Here is a 20,997-nt window from a genome sequence, read left to right as displayed (position 1 = left end):
GCGCTATATTTGACATCAAGTTATTCTAAATTATCCATTTTCATACACAGAATGATCGATTTATCTACCTTTCCACGCTCAACATAACGAATCTAACTATGCTTTTAATCCAACCATTGTATACCATAATTCTAACAATGCGACTTGTAGTTCTTGTGAAGATTTATCCTCACGAGCTAGTGGTATGATGGCTTCTACTTTCTCAATCAGAGGTGATATGGTTTCGGACTGATCTGGTTGTTGCTGTAACCAATTGTTCCATTCGTCTACTGAAACAGTCCCAGCTATCGTTTGATTTATTAATTCAGGTAATGGATCGAACCATTCTTTTTCTGCTGCGGTCATATTTATGGTAAACGCTTCTGTTCGCCATTCTTTAGCAGGATAAATGTCTTGATCTAATTGAAATGCTTGACGAGCAAATTGTTTGGATGCATCCACTGAATCATGCACACCAATAAAGACATGAAATGTACCTTCTTTTTCCCAGACCATCGCTTGCGACCCTTTATCTTCTAACTTGGTAACATATTTGTTTGCTGATTCATTTGAACTAAATACGCCTGCTTGTACTACATAAGCTTGAGAAGAATCAAATTCAAATGCTGTCGTCTTCGAGTCAGATGATTGATTAGAAGATGCGCGATTCGATTCTTCCTCAGGATCGCCAGTTGCATTTACGCGTTGGTCGTCTTGAAATGCTACTTCTTCAGGATCCATATCAACAAAAATTTTCAACATAAATAAGCCAAACAATGAACCAATGATAACAGCTGCCACCGCTGATAATATATACGACTTATAATCTTTCCATCGATTCATCTTCTTCCGAGGAAATATGTTGGTTTCTTGAGAGGTTTCAGTGAGGTAATCTCTCCGATAAACATGATCTTCCTGACTGTCAGACATGTCTGTTCGCTTTTGATATTGCGCCTCATTTATTTTTTCCAAATAAGAATGGACCGAATCGTGTTCTTTATCTTGATTGGTATAAGAAGGTTCTTTCTTTTGATGGTTTATATGAACGGATATATCTCGTTTATGTTTCACAGATCATCCCTCACTTCTATTATTTGTCTATCAGCCTATCATACTGCTTGTAAAATGTAAGACGAGTTTTGTCAAAACCATCATAAAAAGTTTCCTTAATATATGCGAAAAAATGACTTCTTTCACCATCATTTGCCAACACTAAGCGCGATCCATTACTTATAAAACCAGAGATTCATTTGTTCACTTTTCAGCAAAAGATAGACAATACCAAAAATATCCTTGGATGTTGTAAATGTAATGACGAATTACTGATAGAGAAGAATTGAAGTGAGGCTACCATACCATTTAATTATTTGATTTGAATAGAGATAAACCGTTAACCCAGCAAGAACAATCGCAGGACCAAAGGGGATTACTTTCGACACGGAAAACTTTGAACGAAGAAGCATAACTAAGCTAAATAAGAGACCGTAAATTGTTGCTAGAAATATAGTGAGAAAAATCGACGGAAAACCAACGAAAACACCGATGAGCGCAAATAATTTCATATCTCCAGCCCCCATCCCGCCTTTTGAAATGGCAATAACAAAAGCGATTATCAAATAGCCAACGATTGACCCAACTATACTTGACCACCAAGGATCTAACGGAGAAATGATACGCATCAAAAGAAACAGTGGAAGAAAACTAATTAAAATGCGGTTAGGGATGATCATATAGGTAAGATCAGTGACAATAATGATTAAGAAGAGACTACAAAACACAAGTACAGTTATTAGTTCCACATATGAATCGGTGACGAGGTAGCTTGCGACAAAGAGAATACCCGTTAATAGCTCTATCACTGGGTAAATCGATGAAATAGAAGCATGACAATGTTTGCAGTTTCCCTTTTGGATCAAATAAGAGACAACAGGAACCAATTCACGCCAATGCAACCTTTCTTCACAGTTTGGACAAACCGAATACGGGGTTGAAAGAAATTCGTTTCTCGGTATGCGTAATCCAACGACATTAAAAAATGACCCAAAGCATAAACCAAGAACAAACAATATAACCATCAAGAATACTTCCATTTATCATCCTCCTCATTTTAGTGAGTTTGCGGCTACTTGGTCAGCCACCGCTACCCTATTATTCATTATACACGAAAAACACCACTAAAAAATTTTGATTTTTCGCGTATCTATATGAAGGATCATGCTAGTTAGTCTTCGACGTCCCAAAAACGTTGTCGCATATATGATACAAAATGGAGTGAGCCAGTGATGATGAAGAGGTCATTTTTTTGTAATTTGTCCTTAATCGCTAGGTAAGCCTCCTCCGCATCTTCTATATATATTGAATGATTTGTTTTAGAGAGATCATTCCTTGACAAACTGCGCGGATGAGGGAAACTTGTTATAATGATGTGATTCGTTAGCTGTTGTAAAATCGTTAGCATTTGATCTACTTGTTTATCACGGAACGCACTAAATAACACATAAATATGTTGATAATCATCTCGATCAATCGAATGCACGAACTGTTCGGTACTCGCAGTATTATGCGCGCCATCTAGAAGAACGTCCGGATACTTCTGAACTTTTTCTATACGTAATGGTAATACTGTTCGGTAAAAAGCATCCGCTATTTTTTCCTCTTGAAGCACGTATCCTCTCTCTTGTAACGATTGCAGAGCCATAAATGCGAGTGTTGCATTATCTGTTTGATGGACCCCGGCCATTTGAATGGATAACGGGAAACAATGATTTTTGGTATGAATCGTAAATGATTGTTTGATCCTTGTATATTGTCTATCAGTTATGAAAAAATCCTTATCATAAACGATTGACGGTGCTTGTTTTTGCTTTGCATTTTCCTCAACAACTGCTAACGCTTCTTCGGGCAAGTTGCCAACAATGACTGGTACATTTGTTTTCATGATTCCCGCTTTATGGGATGCGATATCGATTAAACGATGACCAAGAAAAGTCATATGGTCATATCCTACTGTCGTAATCACGGTAACGATCGGGTTTACACGATTGGTGACATCCTCTCTTCCTCCCATACAGGTTTCAATCACTGCTATATCCACGTTTTCTTTAAAATAGAGCAATGTTATCGCCATTAAAATTTCATATTCAGTAGGAGCATGGTTTTCATGATCCATTTGTTGAATGATTGGAATCAATCGATTGACACACATTAAAAAATCAGCTTTTGATATCGTGTGATGGTTAATCGCCATATGATCACGTACAGATGGTAAGCCAGGTGAAGTAAATGTGCCAACACGGTAGCCATTTTCTTGCAGGGCATTGGCGATAAACGTCAAGGTAGACCCTTTTCCATTGGTACCTGCGATGTGGATGGTCGGAATAGTATTTTCTGGATGATCAATGTATTCCAATAAGATATCAAGTCGCTCAAATCCCGGCTTGATTCCTAAACCTCGTCGTGACCAGAGAAATTCCTCTGCCTCTTTATAAGTTTGAAGCATTTGTTACACCTTCTTATTTTCAAAATGAGTTTTACCATGTATTATAGAAGAGTCATAGGAGGGACGCAAATGCATGGATGGGTAATTTATAATGGTCATTTGGCGACAGATGCGTTTTTACAATTTCCACGAGCCATTCAAGAAGCAGGTAGACGGAACAATATACCAATAACGCTACAAGCAAATGATCAGATTCCGTATCAACTCGACGGGCAGGGGATTTCAATAAAAACAGATGATCTACCTGATTTTGTTGTGTTTAACGATAAAGATATCGCACTTGCTCGAACTTTTGAAATGCTTGGTATCCCTTTATACAACAGTGCGGAGACGATAGCGAATTGTGATAACAAAGTCATTATGTATCAATATTTGGCCAAACAAAAGGTTCCAATTCCAAAGACGATTATCGCTCCCAAAGTCTTCTCAGGTATCAATGAATTTCATCGAGCGCGTTATATCCAACTTGCCGAACAACTTTCTTACCCCATGGTGATTAAAGAAGGACATGGATCGTTTGGCGAACAAGTATACTTAGTCAAGAATCACGATGAGATGCTATCATTAGTAGAAACGATCAAAGACCGACCATTTGTTTTCCAAGAATATATACAGTCAAGTTACGGTCGCGATATACGTTTATTTGTCGTCGGATCAAAAGTAGTTGCCAGTTTAAAACGAACATCAAGTCACGATTTTCGTGCCAATGTTTATCAAGGAAGTACAATTGAAGCGTATCAGCCGACTGAGCAAGAACAAGCACTTGCTATACAAGCTTCTCATGCAGTTGGCGCCCATTATGCAGGTGTCGATTTACTATTTGGTGCTGATCATCAACCGATTGTTTGTGAAGTAAATACAAATGCACATATCGGGAATATTTTACAGCATACTGGGATCAACATGGCTGATGTGATTATTCACGAAATCATGACACAACAAACTGATTAAAGCTGAAAGAAGTCAATGGAAGATCGAAAACGAAGGATGTAATCGACAAAAACATATGCGTTACCACATCGAACATTCGAGTAGTCGCAACTATGTAGCTATGAAAAATCATTGAAGAAGAGACTGGGACAAAAGATTGAAAAATTCGAACATTCATTATTACTTGGATAAACTACCGCTACAAGAAAATGTACAGTTTTCAGATTTGCGATTCGGTTTTGTCCCAGTCTCTTTGCCTTAGGTTCTAGTTTTGTAATTCGTCGATTCTTGTTTTGACTTTCTCACGTTTTTCCATGTAATCTTTCTGTTTTTCCTTTTCTGCATCGACGATATGTGCCGGTGCTTTATTGACAAATCCATCATTCGCTAGCTTTTTATCAACACGTTCCACTTCTTGATTCAACTTCTCTAGCTCTGCTTCTAATCGAGCTACTTCTTTCTCAATATCAATTAAACCTTCTAACGGTAAATAGATCTCTGCTCCAGTTACCACAGCGGACATTGCTTTTTCCGGTGCTTGGATCGATGTAGCAATGGTTAATTCGCTTGGATTACAGAAATGATCTAAATACACGCGATTTTCTTCTAATTGCACTTTCGTTTCTGCTGACTCCGCTTGAATCAGGATCGGTATTTCTTTTGATAACGGTGCATCAACTTCCGCACGAATATTACGCACTGAACGAATAATCGCAACCAATTTCTTCATAATATTAGCGGTCGCTTTATTCGCTAAATCTTGGTTCACCACTGGCCAATGGGCCGTTACGATCGATTCTCCCTCATGAGGTAATTGCTGCCATATTTCTTCTGTCACAAAAGGCATAAACGGATGAAGCATACGCATCATTTGATCTAATGTATAAGCTAAAATTGAACGAGTCGTTAATTTTGCCGCTTCGTCGTCTCCATATAACGGGAGTTTCGCCATTTCAATGTACCAATCACAGAAGTCATCCCAAATAAAGTTATATAAATAACGACCCGCTTCCCCAAAGTCATAACGATCAACATTACGTGTCACTTGCTCGATCGTTTCATTGAGTCGAGTTAAAATCCAATGATCTGCAACCGACTTATCACCAGATAGATCAATATCTTCATAACGTAAACCATCCATATTCATTAAAGCAAAACGGGAGGCATTCCAAATTTTATTAATGAAATTCCAAGACGCTTCAACTTTTTCCCAATGGAAACGCACATCTTGTCCAGGACTTGATCCAGTAGCTAGGAAATAGCGTAAGGAGTCTGCACCATATTGATCAACGACGTCCATTGGGTCAACACCATTACCTAGTGATTTACTCATTTTTCTTCCTTCTGCATCACGTACGAGTCCATGAATCAACACATCTTTAAACGGCCGTTGATCATTGAAATGTTTGGATTGGAAAATCATGCGTGCTACCCAAAAGAAAATAATGTCGTATCCTGTCACGAGAGTATTTGTTGGGAAAAAGTGTTGAAAATCTTTATCTTCAGTATCCGGCCAGTTCAACGTAGAAAATGGCCATAGGGCAGAAGAGAACCATGTATCTAGTACATCTTCATCTTGTTCCCAATTTTCAATATCTGCGGGTGCTTCTTTTCCTACATACATCTCCTTCGTTTCTTTATGATACCAAGCAGGAATTCTGTGTCCCCACCAAAGCTGCCGAGAAATACACCAATCGCGAATATTCTCCATCCAATGCAAGTACGTTTTTTCAAAGCGATCAGGGATAAAATGAACTTTTTCTTCATCAGATCCATGTTGCAATTCTACTGCTGCATCTGCTAATGGTTGCATGTTCACAAACCATTGTGTAGATAAATAAGGTTCTACGACTGCACCACTTCGTTCAGAATGCCCGACCGCATGCATATGCTCTTCAATATTGAAAAGAACACCTGATTCTTGCAAGTCTTTGACAATTTGTTTCCGACATTCAAAGCGATCCATTCCTTGATACTTGCCAGCATTTTCATTCATTGAACCATCTTCATTCATGACGAGGACTCGCTCTAAATCATGACGATTCCCTAATTCAAAGTCGTTCGGATCATGAGCTGGTGTAATCTTGACAGCGCCAGAACCAAATCCCATATCAACATAATCGTCGGCAACAATTTCAATTTCTCTTCCAATGATCGGTAATGTCACCGTCTTGCCGATTAAATGTTGATAACGTTCATCATCTGGATGTACAGCCACTGCGGTATCTCCAAGCATTGTTTCCGGTCGAGTAGTTGCCACTTCAATATCACCTGTACCATCTGTTAGTGGATATTTCATGTGATAGAAATGCCCTTGTACATCTTTATATTCCACTTCAATATCAGATAGTGCTGTTTGGGTAGCAGGGTCCCAATTAATGATGTATTCTCCACGATAAATTAAATCTTTCTCGTATAATTGAACAAACACTTCCCTAACAGCATCCGAAAGTCCGTCATCTAATGTAAACCGTTCGCGTGAATAATCGAGACCTAAACCTAACTTTGCCCACTGTTCACGAATAAATTCAGCATATTCTTCTTTCCAATCCCAGGCTTGTTGTAAGAAGCTTTCGCGTCCTAATTCATAACGACTCACACCAGTTTCACGAAGTTTCGCTTCCACTTTTGCTTGTGTCGCAATGCCTGCATGATCCATTCCAGGTAAATAAAGGACATCATAACCTTGCATACGTTTAATTCGTGTAATAATATCTTGAAGTGTTGTATCCCATGCGTGACCGATGTGTAACTTGCCGGTCACATTTGGTGGTGGGATGACAATGGTAAATGGTTCTTTCGTTGTATCGCCTTCTGCTTCAAACAATTTGTTATCAACCCAATATTGATAACGCCCTTTTTCTACCGCCTGTGGGTCATATTTCGGTGGTAAATTTACATCGCCCTGTTGAGACATAATAATTCCTCCTTTTTATCTATAAAATGCTATCCTAATAAACGAAGCATAAAAAAAATCCTCTCCGCCCTTTGGTTAAAGGACGAAAAGGATGTTTTCCGCGGTACCACCTTCGTTTATAAGTTACATACTTATACACTTAATTCCTGAGATAACGGCTCAACCGACTTTATCTACTCTCGTTCAATAAAGTTGCATCAAAGGCTACCTTCCTTCACCTTTTTTCGAGAAAGCCTTCCAGCCTATGGACTTTCCTCTCTAACGAAAAGTATGAAGTACTCCTCCTCATCATCGCAATGAATATGTATTTCATTATATGTTATTCTATACAAAATCGTTCCCCTTCGTCAAGCTTCGTCACTGTGATAATTGGGAATACTTATTGAAAAACGTTTTGTATCCAAAATATAGAAACAAAATGACTGATATCGACACAGCCCCCGTTACCCCTAACATAATAGCAATTTGATACATAATAGCATCTAGTGGACTAGCGCCTGAAAGAATGACCCCCGTCATCATACCTGGTAAAAAAACAATGCCCATACCGACCATACTATTAATAGTTGGTAAAATCGCGGAATCAAATGCATGATTCAAAATCCCTTTCGACGCTTGGTTAGGTGTAGCACCAAGCATCAAAGCAGCGTCCACTTCTTGCTTACGTGAAGAAAACCCTTCAACTAAAGCACTAACCCCCAGCGTTATTCCGGTCATCGAGTTACCAATAAGCATACCAGCAATCGGAATAAAGTATCGTGGATCATACCATGGTGCAAATTGGACAACAACAAAGTCAAAATAAAAGAAAGCAAAAAGCGTCCCTGCAACCATGGAAAGTGCAATCATCTTCTTTAAATGATTACTTAAAGGTTGCTTCGTTCGCTTATAAATATTAAAAACGGCAAATGTCTCCATAATCGTTAACACGATAATCGAATAGTACCATCTTTCATTTTCAAAGATAAACATGAGTACATAACCGACTAGCACAAGTTGAATCGTCATCCGAAGCGTCGCAATAATGATCTCTTTTTCACGCGGTATTTTTCGCAGACGGACGATGAACAGTAAAATGACAATAAATAAATAAGCTGAGATTAATTGAAGTATTGAAATTTCAAGCATTTGATCCATGTGGTTCACCTCGTTGTGACTGGATTTCAGTCATATAAATCATTTGATCAGCATACCTATCAGCAATCTCTTTCGAATGCGTCACCATCACAGCGGTTTGTCGTTTCTGTTGAATATATTCAGTTACATAGTCCATGACCACATCTTCAGTATCGTCATCCAAAGCCGATGTCGGTTCATCGAATAAATAGACTTTTGCATCCATTAATAAGACTCTACCTAATGCCACGCGTTGTTTTTCACCACCTGACAGTTTTGACGCATCATCATCTAGTGATTTATGTAATTGCAAATCCGTTAACATTGACTTCAGAGTGGATGAACGCGGCTCATCCTTTTCTGCCAGACGCACGCCTATCAATAAATTATCCTTCACCGTACCCTCGAACATGACTGGGTCTTGTCCTAACATAACAACGTTTCGTCTTAGTTGAACTGGATCTATCTTTTCTATATCATCTCCTTGATACAACACATCTCCCTCGTCGGGCGTAATCATATGGTTCAATAATCTAAGTAGTGTTGATTTACCACTACCACTTTCACCAAATAAACAGGTGATCTTTTGACTGGGAATAACTAGTTGATCAATCTGAAGTATGTCTTGATATGTTACTTGCTTCAATTCAAACATGATAGCCTCCTATCGGTTACACGACCGTCGGTTATGCAAAGTGCGCAGATACATCTACATGCATAGAAAAGAGTAGACACTATCATATCATTAGTATCTACTCTCCCATTAATTAACGAAAATCTCTTGTATCTTCCATTTTTCGTGACACAAACACGTAAGCAATCGTAGCTAAAACAGTGAGAAACGTATAAATTAACGTATTTTTCATTTTAGATCCTCCTTCTTCTGAAAAGAATCCATCTCTAGAATGGACGGAATTTCCCCTTTTTCAAGACTAACTTTGGACCACCAAGTAAGTATAAATAACGATCATCAACAACATGTTTCATCACTTTGGCTTGCATACCATATAATTTACGTCCATCAAATACTCTACCCATTGCATCGCTACCGCCTAAAGAAGCGACTTGACCTTTGTCGTCAAAATCAAATTCTTCTAATGTACCGCCAAAGATTGAAACTCGTAAGTTATGGGCGCATGTATCTGCTTCTTGAATCGCGATTTGTGCTGTTGGTGGATATGGCTTCCCTGTGTCTTTATTCATTACCCATGCGCAGTCGCCTAGAATAAACACATCTTCGTGTCCTGGAGCTCGCAGGGTTGGATCAACATTAACTTTTCCTTTTGTTAATTCAAATCCTGATTTACCAACAATATGGTTCGCCTGTACACCACCTGTCCATACAATCGTGCCTGCTGGAATTTCTTCTTCCTCTTCTCCAACAATTACGCGATCTTCTTTCACTTCTTTAATCATCGTGTTTAACTTGAACGTAATACCTCTCGCTGTTAATGAACGTTGAGCATAATCGGCTAATTCTTCATCAAAACCAGGTAGTACATTCGGCATTGCTTCAACATCAATAATTTTCACTTTATTTCGTGGAATATCATACTTTTTGCATAGAACTGGTATACGTTCTGCTAATTCACCTACAAACTCAGTTCCTGTAAAACCAGCTCCACCCACTACAATCGTTAATAAATCTTCACTCGGGTTATCCATATTTTTATATTTTGCAAAATTGTATTCAATATGATCACGTATCAGTCGACTGGAATCTACGCTTTGGATGGAGAATGCGTGTTTATCCATCCCAGGAATGCCAAATGTAGCTTTCTCAAAACCAAGTGCTACGACCAAATAATCATATGAAAGCTGGTCATTCATTAATTCGACTGTTTTTTCTTCTTTGTTAATATTTACAACAGTATCTTGAATCAGTGTCACTCGATTGGTATCAACGACATCTTTAATCATAATACGAGAACGATTCACATCTATTGTTCCTGCTGCCACTTCATGTAACCACGTCGTTTGATAATGGTAGTTGTGTTTGTTAACTAATACAATCTCCGCTTCTTCTGGTGCGAATTGTTGAGTTAACCGTTTCGATGTCATCATTCCTGCATAACCTGCACCTAAGATGATTATTCTTGGCTTATTTGTACTCAAAATGAATCCGCCCTCTCTTAAAAATATTCATAACTATATGTGTTCACCTTTATCGTGCCACTTTTGTCATATCATAGTATTCATTCTTTATCTTGAAATATGTATAACACCTAGAATTTGTTGGATGTGCAAGTAAATTATATCAAAGAACCATTCGACTCTTCAAATTAGACATAAATGAGACCCTCACCTAAAAGATGAGGGGTTAATTGTATATTTATCGATCGTTCATTAGCGTCTTGCTTTTGTTTTGTTGGATAAATTCTTTCACTTCATCCTTTGATTTTCCAGATTCTTTCGCCTTCAACATTAAATAAATCCAATCAGCATCTTTTCTCGATCGTATATCCATTGCACGTATTCCCTCCTAAAATACACTGATGTATTTCAGGCAGTTCAGCCATCCAATCACTCAAAATAAGAGTCATTACGGATCTGTAACTTTGCGTCCCTATCTTTCAATAGGTTTGCCTTTTTCTGATGATTCAATATACTAAAAGATCAATTGATTCATATAAACCAATTACAGCAGTGAAATATGAGTACATTGTTAGGAAATAATATTTATTAGGTTACTTCCTCATTCAAAATCATCCATTTGAACTATATTATGACATTATAAACCAATATTATTCACTTTGCCAACTAAAACGATTGTATCATATATAAGACAAAAGGCACAGCCATTACATATTACTCAAGGTACAATTTTCTTAATCAATACTTAATTTGAATGATGAGCTACACCTTCGAACACCTCCGAACCCTGTTTCAAATTCATTCATAAGTTAGGACTTTTGTACTTTGATCATTTCTATAACATATTCTAGATAAAGATGGATAATTCCTGCAAAAAAGCGTAACAATTTCATAAAATATGATAAGTACTCTTTTACTATATAACCAAGTAGCACATGCGATGTCTGGATGCATATGATACACCAAACAGAAACTGGAGGGAAAAAGATGTCACGATATTACCGGTATCGTCTACCACCATGGGCTAGAGAATGGATTTTCGTCTGCGAAAGGTGCATTCTTCCAATTGTTATTTTTCAAAGTATACGCACCATCTTCCTCCCAACTACTTTTGATGTATTATTACTTGGCATATTAATTGGCATTTTTGTCGCCTTTCAGTTGGAATGGATTTAAGCTTCTTCTTGTAATGATAAGGATCCTTGCATTAACTCTTGCCATTCAAGAGCAAACATAAGCCTTCGATATTCTTGCTCCAATTGAATCACTTGTTGAACGAGGGGGGTTTCTGATTGTTGCACATAATCGTGTAATTGTTGCAGATAGTTAAGTGGAGATAATAATTGGATGATTAAGAGAGTTTTTTCTACATCATTGATGGGTAAGTATTGTTGATAAATCATGAAACCTTCTTGAAGTTTTTCGAGATCTGTATCATGATACGTAAATACGTGCGAAAAATATTGGGCTAAGTCTGAAATGGGGGAGGCAAACTGTGAAAACTCATAATTAATAAAAAATTGATGGTTTCTCCCGTGTAAATGATGTGAAGGTTTCACATGACCATGACATAAACAATAATGAACATAATCTGTTTGCTGCAGAGCTTCCTGATAAAAGTTCTGCCAGTGTTCCACTTCATTAATCACTGTTTCAATATCGCGATAATACATGCAGGCTTGCAATTCAAGTGGAGACATAAATCGTTTGGCTTCAAAAAAGCGTATCATCGATAGTAGCTGTTCTCGAATCGTTTGTATAAATGAGGAATTGTGATCTAAATTCTGTAATTGACTTCGATTAAGGTTTTGTTTTTGCCATGTTGAAGCATGTAATTTGCCTAACGAATGAAATATATCAGCATATTCGTGTATAGGTTGGTCTTGTTCAGGAATATTCGTTTCTATCCACGGCATTAAATAATATACCGTATCATGTTCTACAACATAGAATGTCTGTTGATGAGTTTGGTAAACAGGAATATAACCATAAATATATTGTTGTTGAACAAATTGACAGAGCGCCTCCCATCTACCGACATCACTTATTGATAACCTTGCCTTTCGCAATGCGTATAATTGATCTTTTGTTCGCACTTGAGTGATACGATCCGTTATTGTGAATTGATCAATGGGCTGAATCGGATAGTACTTTGTGAGATTTATATCATTCAAGGCAATCCCTCCTTTTTCAATCATGAAATGACTATAGGAAGAAACATAGAAAATCCCTTGCCAATGTAATTGCCAAGGGATTATTCGCTATTCCGCTGAAGATACTGGAATGTAAATGAGTTGCCCTTCCGCTAATTCATCTTCATCTAAACGATTCGTTCTCAAAATACTATTGGCAGAAGTATTATATTTTTCTGCAATTTTTTCAATGTGATCTTCGGGTTGAACAATATACAATTTTAAACGAGAATAAGATGATTCTTCTTCATCAGCAAATATATGAAGTAAATAACTAGAATCATCAGGAATTTGATCTCGACGCCCTTGCACATGAAGTGTATCCGAATCTTTTTCATCTTCTTCCAAAACAGGCTCTTCTTCTTCCTCTTTCTCTCCTTCACGAGATGTTATATCTCCAACGTTGTTATCTTCTTCGTTCATGCTATTGGCTTCACTTGCTTCTCTAGAGGGTGTATCTTCTGCTTCTTCCCGATCTTCTGCTTCTACTTCCTCTATAGCACGCTGTTTTTCTTCATTTCTTTCATATTCTAGTTTTTCATCAGTATTCGGTTCCAATTCGTTTTCTTGTTCGTCATATGGCTGTTCATTCTCTTCTAATTGACGATCTTCATTTACAGTAAATTGGAACACCTCCCCATCGTTGTTTGCTGATTCTCTTGTGTCTGAGAATGCTTCTAGTGTATCTTCAGCCAATGAACTTGTGACTTCCTCATCGTTTATGCCATGAATCTGTAGATTGGCTTCGATTTTCATTTCTTGTGATGATCGTAATGAATAGTCAAAATGTTCGATTTCAATTTCGACATCTTCCACATTGGCCACTCGTTCCATTGGAATCTGTACATCTACAATAAACTTATGAAAAAATTCACAAATATCATCGGATAGATTCTCTATTCGTTCTGCATAAGGTGAATCAGCCGAAATTGAGCGATCAACTTGATCATTTTCTCCTTTTTTATACTCTCCTTTTAATTCCATTACACCTCGGAGCGAAACAACATCATCCATTTCTTGAATCGAAATGACCGGTTCTAATGCAATTCCTAACATTTCCTCCACTTCTTGTTCTGGATGAAAAGCAATCGTTTCATTTAATGGAAATGAAAAAGTGTCTGACATCAAATTCCCCCTCACTTAAATCCTTTAACGGACCAGCTCCTCGGTTACAATATATGTGACAACTTCTCCGATTATGCTTTGCTTACCACGATAAAAAAAGAGAGCCCACTCTAATAATAAGAGTAAGCTCTCTTTTTACATGATGTTATGATTTTGCGATGGCAGCGAATGCTTGATCTACAGCTTGAATGGTTTTGTCTATATCTTCATCCGTATGAGCAGTGGATAAAAATATGCCTTCAAACTGAGATGGTGGTAAAAAGATACCTTCTGCTACCATGGTTCGATAATAGGTGGCAAATGCTTCAAGGTCTGAATTGTTCGCTGTTTCATAATTCACAACAGGTTCATCAGCAAAGAATATTCCAAGCATGGAACCTGCTCGATTGATTTGAATATTCACATCGTACTTCTCAGCTGCCCGTTGATAGCCTTCCACTAATCGATCAATCTTTTCATTAATGGATTGATATTCTTCTTTTGTCATCGCTTTTAACGTTTCAAGCCCTGCCGTCATGGCAAGTGGATTACCTGATAGCGTACCTGCTTGATAAATATCACCAGTTGGCGCGATTTTTTCCATAATTTCACGTTTGCCACCATACGCACCGACAGGAAGACCACCACCGATAACTTTTCCTAAACAAGTAAGGTCTGGTGTTACATTAAAATGACCTTGTGCACAATGATAACCGACACGAAAACCAGTCATCACTTCATCAAAGACAAGCAAGGAGCCATGATCTGTCGTAATATTACGCAATTGTTGTAAAAATTCGCCTTGAGGCGGGACAACACCCATATTTCCAGATACGGGCTCAACAATAACAGCAGCAATATCATCACCATATTGTTCAAATGCATAGCGCAAGCTTTCTAAATCATTATACGGGACCGTAATTGTATGCTGTGCTGTACTTTCAGGTACACCTGGGCTATCTGGTAAACCTAATGTTGCTACACCAGAACCAGCCTTGATTAATAAAGAGTCACCATGTCCATGATAATTGCCTTCAAACTTTAAGATTTTATTTTTTCCTGTATAACCTCTAGCCAATCGTAGCGCACTCATTGTCGCTTCTGTACCTGAATTCACCATCCGTAACATTTCAATTGAAGGTACGCGGTCAATCACAAGCTGTGCTAGTTCGTTTTCAACTTCGGTCGGAGCACCGAAGCTGGTTCCTTTTTCCGTAACTTCTTTTAATTTCGTTACAACACGATCATCAGCATGTCCTAAAATTAATGGTCCCCAACTTAGAACATAGTCAATATACTCATTTCCATCAATATCAGTAATTTGAGACCCTTTCCCTTGTTCCATAAAGATCGGATCCATACCCACTGATCGAAACGCACGAACTGGTGAATTCACACCACCTGGCATTACTTCAACAGCTTTTTTGAATGCATCTACAGATTTTTGATTTGTACCCATGTTTGACACCTTCCTTATTGATCATTTTCCTTTAACCATTTAGCAACGTCTTTTGCGAAATATGTGATCACGATATCTGCTCCTGAGCGTTTCATCGCCGTTATTTTCTCTAACACAACCTCTTTCTCATCGATCCAACCATTTTGACTAGCTGCTTTTACCATGGAATATTCTCCGCTCACATTATAGGCGACAACTGGGACATGGTGTGCATTTCGAACCTCGCGAATTACATCCATATAACTTAATGCTGGCTTGACAATAAGAAAATCGGCTCCTTCTTCCACATCTGTTGCTGCCTCTCGCAAGGCTTCTAAGCGATTCGCTGGATCCATTTGATATGTTTTTCGGTCACCAAATTGCGGACTACTATCAGCAGCATCACGAAACGGCCCATAAAAAGCGGACGCGTACTTAACAGCATATGACATAATCGGAATTTCTTTATAACCCGCTTCATCAAGTCCTTGACGAATTTCGGTTACAAAGCCGTCCATCATATTCGATGGAGCAATAATATCAGCACCTGCTTCTGCTTGCGTAATTGCCGTTTGTACGTGAAGTGGGAGTGACTGGTCGTTATCAACATCATGGTTATGAATCACACCACAATGACCATGATCTGTATACTCACAAAGACATGTATCGGCAATCACTAATAGATCGTCTGTTTTTTGTTTAATTTGACGAATTGCCTGTTGAACAATTCCATTGGGATCATAAGCACCAGAGCCTACGTCATCTTTTTCTTTTGGAATACCGAAAAGTAAAATACTAGGAATTCCTAAATCTTGTAATTCGTCAATCTCTTCATCTAGATAATCCAATGAAATTTGATATACGCCTGGCATAGAAGGGACTTCCTTCTTCATCTTTTCACCTTCTACCACAAACAAAGGATACACCAAATCATTCACTTGGACTTTTGTTTCCCTTACAAATGAACGCATCACAGGAGAACGTCGGAGTCTTCGATGTCTGTCAAATTTATGATTTGTCAAGGGGAATCACCTTCTCTCTGATAATATTCAATGAGACAATCAACCATTGCTTCTGTCGTAAACTGATCAGGGTAAATAATGTTTTGAAACTGACGATTTTCTAATTCGTTTGCTGTTGTACTACCGATAGCCACACATAACAAATGGTCTTTTTGCCTTGAAATCGTATTCGTATGTAATAATTTCAAAAAAGCTTGTACGGTTGAAGGACTGGTAAAAAAACATGCATCTATGCCTATATGTTCAATGAAATGCTGTAATGTATCTTGTGATGCTCTATTCATCATTGTACGATAAATGACGATTTTTTGAAAATCAACTTGCTTTTGTTTCAGGCGATTGGGAATATCCGCCCTCGCTTTTTCCCCTGATAACAAAGTCACTCGATGCTGATTGCCATACGTTGCTACAAATTCCTCAACCATCACCGTACCTTGATAAATACTCGGTTTGAAGTCAACTTGATACCCTAGCTGATGTAACAGTGTAGCTGTTTTCTTTCCCACTGCTGCGATTCGGTTGTGTACGTGAATATTTAGCCTTTTACAATATTGGTGAAAAAAATGAACTGTATTAGTACTTGTAAAGAACAACCAATCATCTTGACTGGCTAAACGTGTCAATGCTTGATCATTCATCGGTGTGATCACTGGTTCAAACCGAATTAACGGAGCATGATATACTTCAGCTCCGTTATGATTCAACAAGTCTATAAGAGATGCTGCTTGTCCCTTCGCTCGTGTAACTAACACATTCTTATTTTGCAGTGGGGGACTCATTCTTGCTCATTCTCCGCGATCGCTTCATCGACAAGCTCTTGTGCACCTCTAGATTGTAATTTTTCTGCTGCTTCTCTTCCAACAGCTTCGGGATCAGTTCCCGACACCGTCTCGGTTAAAACGGTTTTTCCATCAGAGCTAGCGACTAACGCTGTTAACGTAATCGTGTCCCCATCAAGATCAGCATATCCACCAATAGGCACTGAACATCCACCATTTAATAGATGTAGAAATGTACGTTCAGCCATCACCGTCTTTGTTGTATAGTCATCATTAATTTGCTGTAACAGATCCAATAAATCATGGTCATCTTCGCGACACTCGATTGCTAATGCTCCTTGCCCCACAGCTGGTACACAAACATCTGGTTCAAGGTATTCGGTAACAATTTCTTCGCTCCAACCCATTCGTTTCAATCCAGCGGTAGCTAAAACAATCGCATCAAAATCTTCTTCTTTTAATTTTCGTAATCGCGTTTCAATATTTCCACGTATCCACTGCACTTTTACATCTGGTCTAGCAGCTAACATTTGTGACCCGCGTCGTAAACTACTCGTCCCGATGATCGATCCTTCTGGTAAATCATGAAAGCGAACATGATCATTGGAAATCAACGCATCTCGATGATCTTCCCGTTCAGGTATCGAGCCAATCACTAATCCTTCAGGCAATTCAGATGGCATGTCTTTCATACTATGAACAGCAAAATCAATTTCCTTATCATACATCGCATTTTCGATTTCCTTTACAAATAACCCCTTTCCACCTACTTTGGAAAGTGTTGTATTCAAGATTTGATCACCTTTTGTTACGATTTTTTTAATTTCAAATTCATACGTATCACCAGTTAGCTTCTTCAGCTGATCAATCACCCATTCGGATTGTTTTAATGCCAAATTACTTCTTCTTGAGCCTATGACAATTTTGCGCATGCACTAGATGCTCCTCTCTATCAAAAGTGAAAATTCGATAACGTGTTAAATAAGAAAAAATTAATTAATAATATACAAAAACAAAATAAGTTGAGCCTTAGTATAGCTTTTCCTCGATCATTTCGACGAATACGCCGGTAAATATACCAACCATAGAGCACTAAAACAATCATTGACCCAATTGTTTTACTATCGCCCCAATAAAATTCCGTCCCGGTCATATACGCCCAGACAACACCTAAAATAATCGATAGCAGTAATAATGGTTCTGCTAAGACAATAAAGTGAAACGCTCGTCTCTCCAAGCCCTCTAAATCTTGAAATCGCCTCAACCATTTATAATTATTTTTTTGCTTTAACAAGTAATATTGCATATGAAACAACATCGCTAATATAAATGAAACGGTAAAGAGCCCATAAGCAGTTAACGCCGACACAATATGTGCCAATAACATTTCATCTAATAGAAACGGTATTTGTTCAGCATCAACAATCTGTGTCGAGCGTATCATATGCAATACCATAACAATAAAGCCAAACACACTCATAAAAAACATAAAAAACTCAAGCCGATACACTCTATGGATGATCAATGAAATAGTAATCATAATCCATGTGTACGTATATAACCCATCATTAAATGTTTGGATCGGAATCTGTGAAGCGGTTAACATTTCGATAAATAAAAAAATGGTTTGCATCAACCAAACCATAGAAAGTAGCCAGAAAGCGACTCGATTCGCTCTCTGGTTTTGGTAAAGAAAATCAATAAAATAAAAAATGACACTTATACCGTATAAAAACAACATCCATTCCTGAATAAACCGTTCTTCCAGCATAAAGGAATACCTTCCTTAATTAGTTGGTAGACGCGTTTGGTAAAGGTTCTGAACTGTTCCCTTTATCAAAAGCAATTACTTGGTTTTTTCCTGTCGATTGAATATTTTCTTGCACTCGATCTTCAATATTAAATATTTTCATAAATAATTCCAATGCCTCATCCGCATCTTTCTGTCCAGCAAATTCTTTTGCTTGTAAAATAGGCTGCTTTAACATCTGGTTGACAATACTCTTCGTATGTTTGTTAAGCACTTTTCGTTCTCGTTCCGTTAAGTTAGGCATCTTTCTCTCAATGCTATTCATCGTTTCTTGTTGAATGGACAGAGCTTGTTCTCGCAATGCTGTGATAACGGGAACGACACCTAACGTTTGAATCCAAGATTGAAACGCAACAATTTCTTCTTCGATCCATAACTCTACAGTTTCAGCTGCTTTCTTTCTCGCTTCCATATTGGAGTCAACGACATGTTGCAAGTCATCGATATCATAAAGGAATACATTTTCTAAGTTTTCTAGAGCTGGATCTAAATCTCTTGGAACAGCTATATCGACAAAAAATAGCGGTTTGCCCTTACGTTTTTCATGCAAGTTGTCATACCAATCTTTCGTCACAATATAGTCTGATGCACCTGTTGAACTAATGACAATATCAGCTTGGATGAGCGTGTCTGCTAAATGGTCAGTAGATTGTGCTTTTCCGTAAAATTGTTTGGCCAACTCTCTTGCTTTTTCTACCGTTCGGTTTATAACTGTTACCTCACCGACACCGAGACCATATAAATTTTTTGCGGCCAGTTCACCCATTTTCCCTGCACCGATAATGACAATGTGTTTATCATGTAGTTCAGAAAATATTTTCTTTGATAATTCAACGGCTGCATAACTGACAGATACAGCATTTTCACCAATATCCGTTTCTCGATGACTTCTTTTACCTAATGTAATAGCCTGCTTAAATAATTCATTAAAAATGGTGCCAGTGATTTTCTCTTCTTGTGCTGTTAAAAAGGTTTGTTTGACTTGCCCCAAAATTTGCGTTTCACCCATAATCATGGAATCTAACCCACAGCTTAAGCGAAATAAATGTTCCACTGCTGCTTCATTTTCATAAAATATGAGATGTGCAGTAAAGGCTTCTTTATCTATATTAAACCAATCTGCTAAAAATTGCTTAATAAAATAACGTCCCGTATGCAATTGATCAACGACTGCATATACTTCAGTCCGGTTACAAGTGGAAATAATCACATTTTCGAGAATACTTTTTCGTTGATTTAATTCTTGCATAGCATCAATGACTGAATCCTCTGAAAAAGCAAGCATTTCTCTCACTTCGACCGGCGCGGTACGATAATTTATTCCTGCTGCTACAATATGCACATTATCTACCCCCAAATAAAACAAAAGGCGAAACTTTTTCTTTATTATAACATGTTTTTTTTCAAAAGAAGTGATGATTTTATGAACAGGTTGTACTGTTTATGGTAAAATGACAATTGATCTTTTTCATTCATTTGTACTTTACCACAACTATTAAATTTTATCAAGAAATCAATTTTAAATAATAATAATTTTAATCTGAAAGTTAGGAGGGGAACCGTGAACAAGAAAAATAAATTAATGGCATACCTTTTGATTGGCATTGGCATCTTCTTCTTATTACGTGAACTTAGGCTTCCTATATTAACTGACTTTTACTCTTGGCCCACCCTTTTAATCGTTATTGGAGCTGCCTTCTTATTTTATGCGTATTCTGCCAAAGATTATAAAAACATTTTTCCTGGGGCACTTCTTTTAGGATTGGGAATTCATTTTCACAGCTTACGTTACTATCCGTTTTGGATTGATCATTGGGGAATGTATACATTAATCGTAAGTCTTGCATTTTTATTGCGTTATACGAAATTTAAAAAAGGGTTATTACCTGGCTTGATTTTGTTGGGATTATCCCTATTTGCTTTATTTGCCTCCAGTACACCTGAATGGTTTGACTGGATTTATGAAACGATGAATTGGATTGAACGCTTCTGGCCCGTTATTTTAATCGTTATCGGAGGTTATATTCTTTGGAAGAGATAGAGGCTGGAACAAAACTAAATAGCAAGAGCAAAAATCCGAACAATTTGACATTAAGCGTAGGCAAAATACGGAGACT

At 37.8% G+C, this 20,997-nt stretch carries 19 protein-coding genes, 1 riboswitch and 1 other annotated feature; of the genes, 3 read left to right on the top strand and 16 right to left on the bottom strand.

Translation table 11 applies throughout. The features are described from left to right. Positions 1–96 precede the first annotated feature (96 nt). From J416_RS02630 to J416_RS02620, 3 genes are all read right to left on the bottom strand, one after another. Positions 97–1,050, bottom strand: a complete 954-nt coding sequence (locus tag J416_RS02630) for an SPOR domain-containing protein (RefSeq protein ID WP_003464236.1) — start codon at positions 1,048–1,050, stop codon at positions 97–99. A 248-nt stretch (positions 1,051–1,298) separates the two neighbouring features. Continuing rightward, positions 1,299–2,069 (bottom strand): prepilin peptidase, encoded by a 771-nt coding sequence (locus J416_RS02625; RefSeq protein ID WP_003464234.1) that lies wholly within the window; start codon positions 2,067–2,069, stop codon positions 1,299–1,301. A 131-nt stretch (positions 2,070–2,200) separates the two neighbouring features. Next, positions 2,201–3,478: a bifunctional folylpolyglutamate synthase/dihydrofolate synthase gene (locus tag J416_RS02620; RefSeq protein ID WP_003464231.1), complete on the bottom strand. Its 1,278-nt coding sequence runs from the start codon at positions 3,476–3,478 to the stop codon at positions 2,201–2,203. Positions 3,479–3,547: 69 nt separating this feature from the next. Between J416_RS02620 and J416_RS02615 the strand changes: the two genes are divergently transcribed. Beyond that, positions 3,548–4,429: an ATP-grasp domain-containing protein gene (locus tag J416_RS02615; RefSeq protein ID WP_003464229.1), complete on the top strand. Its 882-nt coding sequence runs from the start codon at positions 3,548–3,550 to the stop codon at positions 4,427–4,429. 244 nt (positions 4,430–4,673) lie between these two features. Here the strand turns inward: J416_RS02615 and J416_RS02610 are convergent, their stop codons facing one another. The 5 genes from J416_RS02610 to sinI form a co-directional block, all read right to left on the bottom strand. After that, complete coding sequence (locus tag J416_RS02610) at positions 4,674–7,325, bottom strand: valine--tRNA ligase (protein ID WP_003464226.1); 2,652 nt, start codon at positions 7,323–7,325, stop codon at positions 4,674–4,676. 75 nt (positions 7,326–7,400) lie between these two features. Further along, positions 7,401–7,626 (bottom strand) — a binding site (T-box leader). A gap of 56 nt (positions 7,627–7,682) precedes the next feature. Next, the gene (locus tag J416_RS02605) at positions 7,683–8,462 is read right to left on the bottom strand and encodes an ABC transporter permease (protein ID WP_003464223.1); all 780 of its coding nucleotides are present in this window, start codon (positions 8,460–8,462) and stop codon (positions 7,683–7,685) included. Beyond that, positions 8,446–9,096: an ABC transporter ATP-binding protein gene (locus J416_RS02600; protein WP_003464221.1), complete on the bottom strand. Its 651-nt coding sequence runs from the start codon at positions 9,094–9,096 to the stop codon at positions 8,446–8,448. The genes J416_RS02605 and J416_RS02600 overlap by 17 nt, the downstream gene beginning before the upstream one ends. Positions 9,097–9,341: 245 nt before the next feature. Then, entirely contained in the window at positions 9,342–10,556 is a 1,215-nt protein-coding gene (locus J416_RS02595; protein ID WP_003464219.1) for an NAD(P)/FAD-dependent oxidoreductase, read from the bottom strand. A gap of 217 nt (positions 10,557–10,773) precedes the next feature. Further along, complete coding sequence (gene sinI, locus J416_RS15270; protein ID WP_003464217.1) at positions 10,774–10,908, bottom strand: DNA-binding anti-repressor SinI; 135 nt, start codon at positions 10,906–10,908, stop codon at positions 10,774–10,776. Positions 10,909–10,943: 35 nt separating this feature from the next. Beyond that, positions 10,944–11,038, bottom strand: a riboswitch (cyclic di-GMP riboswitch). Between the two features lie 484 nt (positions 11,039–11,522). On the opposite strand from sinI, the gene J416_RS02590 reads away from it, so the two are divergent. Further along, positions 11,523–11,711, top strand: coding sequence for a hypothetical protein (locus J416_RS02590; protein WP_003464216.1), 189 nt, complete (start codon positions 11,523–11,525; stop codon positions 11,709–11,711). Here J416_RS02590 and J416_RS02585 read toward each other — a convergent pair. From J416_RS02585 to hemA, 8 genes are all read right to left on the bottom strand, one after another. Beyond that, positions 11,708–12,709 (bottom strand): protein kinase family protein, encoded by a 1,002-nt coding sequence (locus J416_RS02585; protein WP_003464214.1) that lies wholly within the window; start codon positions 12,707–12,709, stop codon positions 11,708–11,710. The two genes, J416_RS02590 and J416_RS02585, sit on opposite strands and share 4 nt — an antisense overlap. 87 nt (positions 12,710–12,796) lie before the next feature. Continuing rightward, positions 12,797–13,852 carry a stage VI sporulation protein D gene (spoVID, locus tag J416_RS02580; RefSeq protein WP_003464212.1) on the bottom strand — a complete coding sequence of 352 codons (1,056 nt, stop codon included), beginning with the start codon at positions 13,850–13,852 and terminating at the stop codon, positions 12,797–12,799. Positions 13,853–13,997: 145 nt separating this feature from the next. Further along, on the bottom strand, positions 13,998–15,290 hold the full coding sequence (gene hemL / locus J416_RS02575; RefSeq protein WP_003464208.1) for a glutamate-1-semialdehyde 2,1-aminomutase: 1,293 nt from the start codon (positions 15,288–15,290) through the stop codon (positions 13,998–14,000). A gap of 14 nt (positions 15,291–15,304) precedes the next feature. Beyond that, a complete protein-coding gene (gene hemB / locus J416_RS02570; RefSeq protein WP_003464207.1) occupies positions 15,305–16,291 on the bottom strand; it encodes a porphobilinogen synthase in 987 nt (328 codons plus the stop codon). Continuing rightward, entirely contained in the window at positions 16,288–17,070 is a 783-nt protein-coding gene (locus J416_RS02565; protein WP_003464206.1) for a uroporphyrinogen-III synthase, read from the bottom strand. The genes hemB and J416_RS02565 overlap by 4 nt, the downstream gene beginning before the upstream one ends. Continuing rightward, the gene (gene hemC, locus J416_RS02560) at positions 17,067–18,002 is read right to left on the bottom strand and encodes a hydroxymethylbilane synthase (protein WP_003464205.1); all 936 of its coding nucleotides are present in this window, start codon (positions 18,000–18,002) and stop codon (positions 17,067–17,069) included. Before hemC ends, J416_RS02565 begins: the two co-directional genes overlap by 4 nt. Before the next feature lie 20 nt (positions 18,003–18,022). Next, entirely contained in the window at positions 18,023–18,841 is an 819-nt protein-coding gene (locus tag J416_RS02555; RefSeq protein ID WP_003464204.1) for a cytochrome C assembly family protein, read from the bottom strand. 19 nt (positions 18,842–18,860) lie between these two features. Continuing rightward, positions 18,861–20,222, bottom strand: a complete 1,362-nt coding sequence (hemA, locus tag J416_RS02550; RefSeq protein WP_003464203.1) for a glutamyl-tRNA reductase — start codon at positions 20,220–20,222, stop codon at positions 18,861–18,863. Positions 20,223–20,441: 219 nt separating this feature from the next. Between hemA and J416_RS02545 the strand changes: the two genes are divergently transcribed. After that, entirely contained in the window at positions 20,442–20,921 is a 480-nt protein-coding gene (locus J416_RS02545; protein ID WP_003464202.1) for a LiaI-LiaF-like domain-containing protein, read from the top strand. Positions 20,922–20,997 lie beyond the last annotated feature (76 nt).

The sequence above is a fragment of the Gracilibacillus halophilus YIM-C55.5 genome (assembly GCF_000359605.1).
GTDB classification, from domain to species: Bacteria; Bacillota; Bacilli; order Bacillales; family Amphibacillaceae; genus Gracilibacillus; species Gracilibacillus halophilus.
Note: the sequence above shows the minus strand (reverse complement) of the source record. Positions and strands in the feature narration are given on the sequence as shown.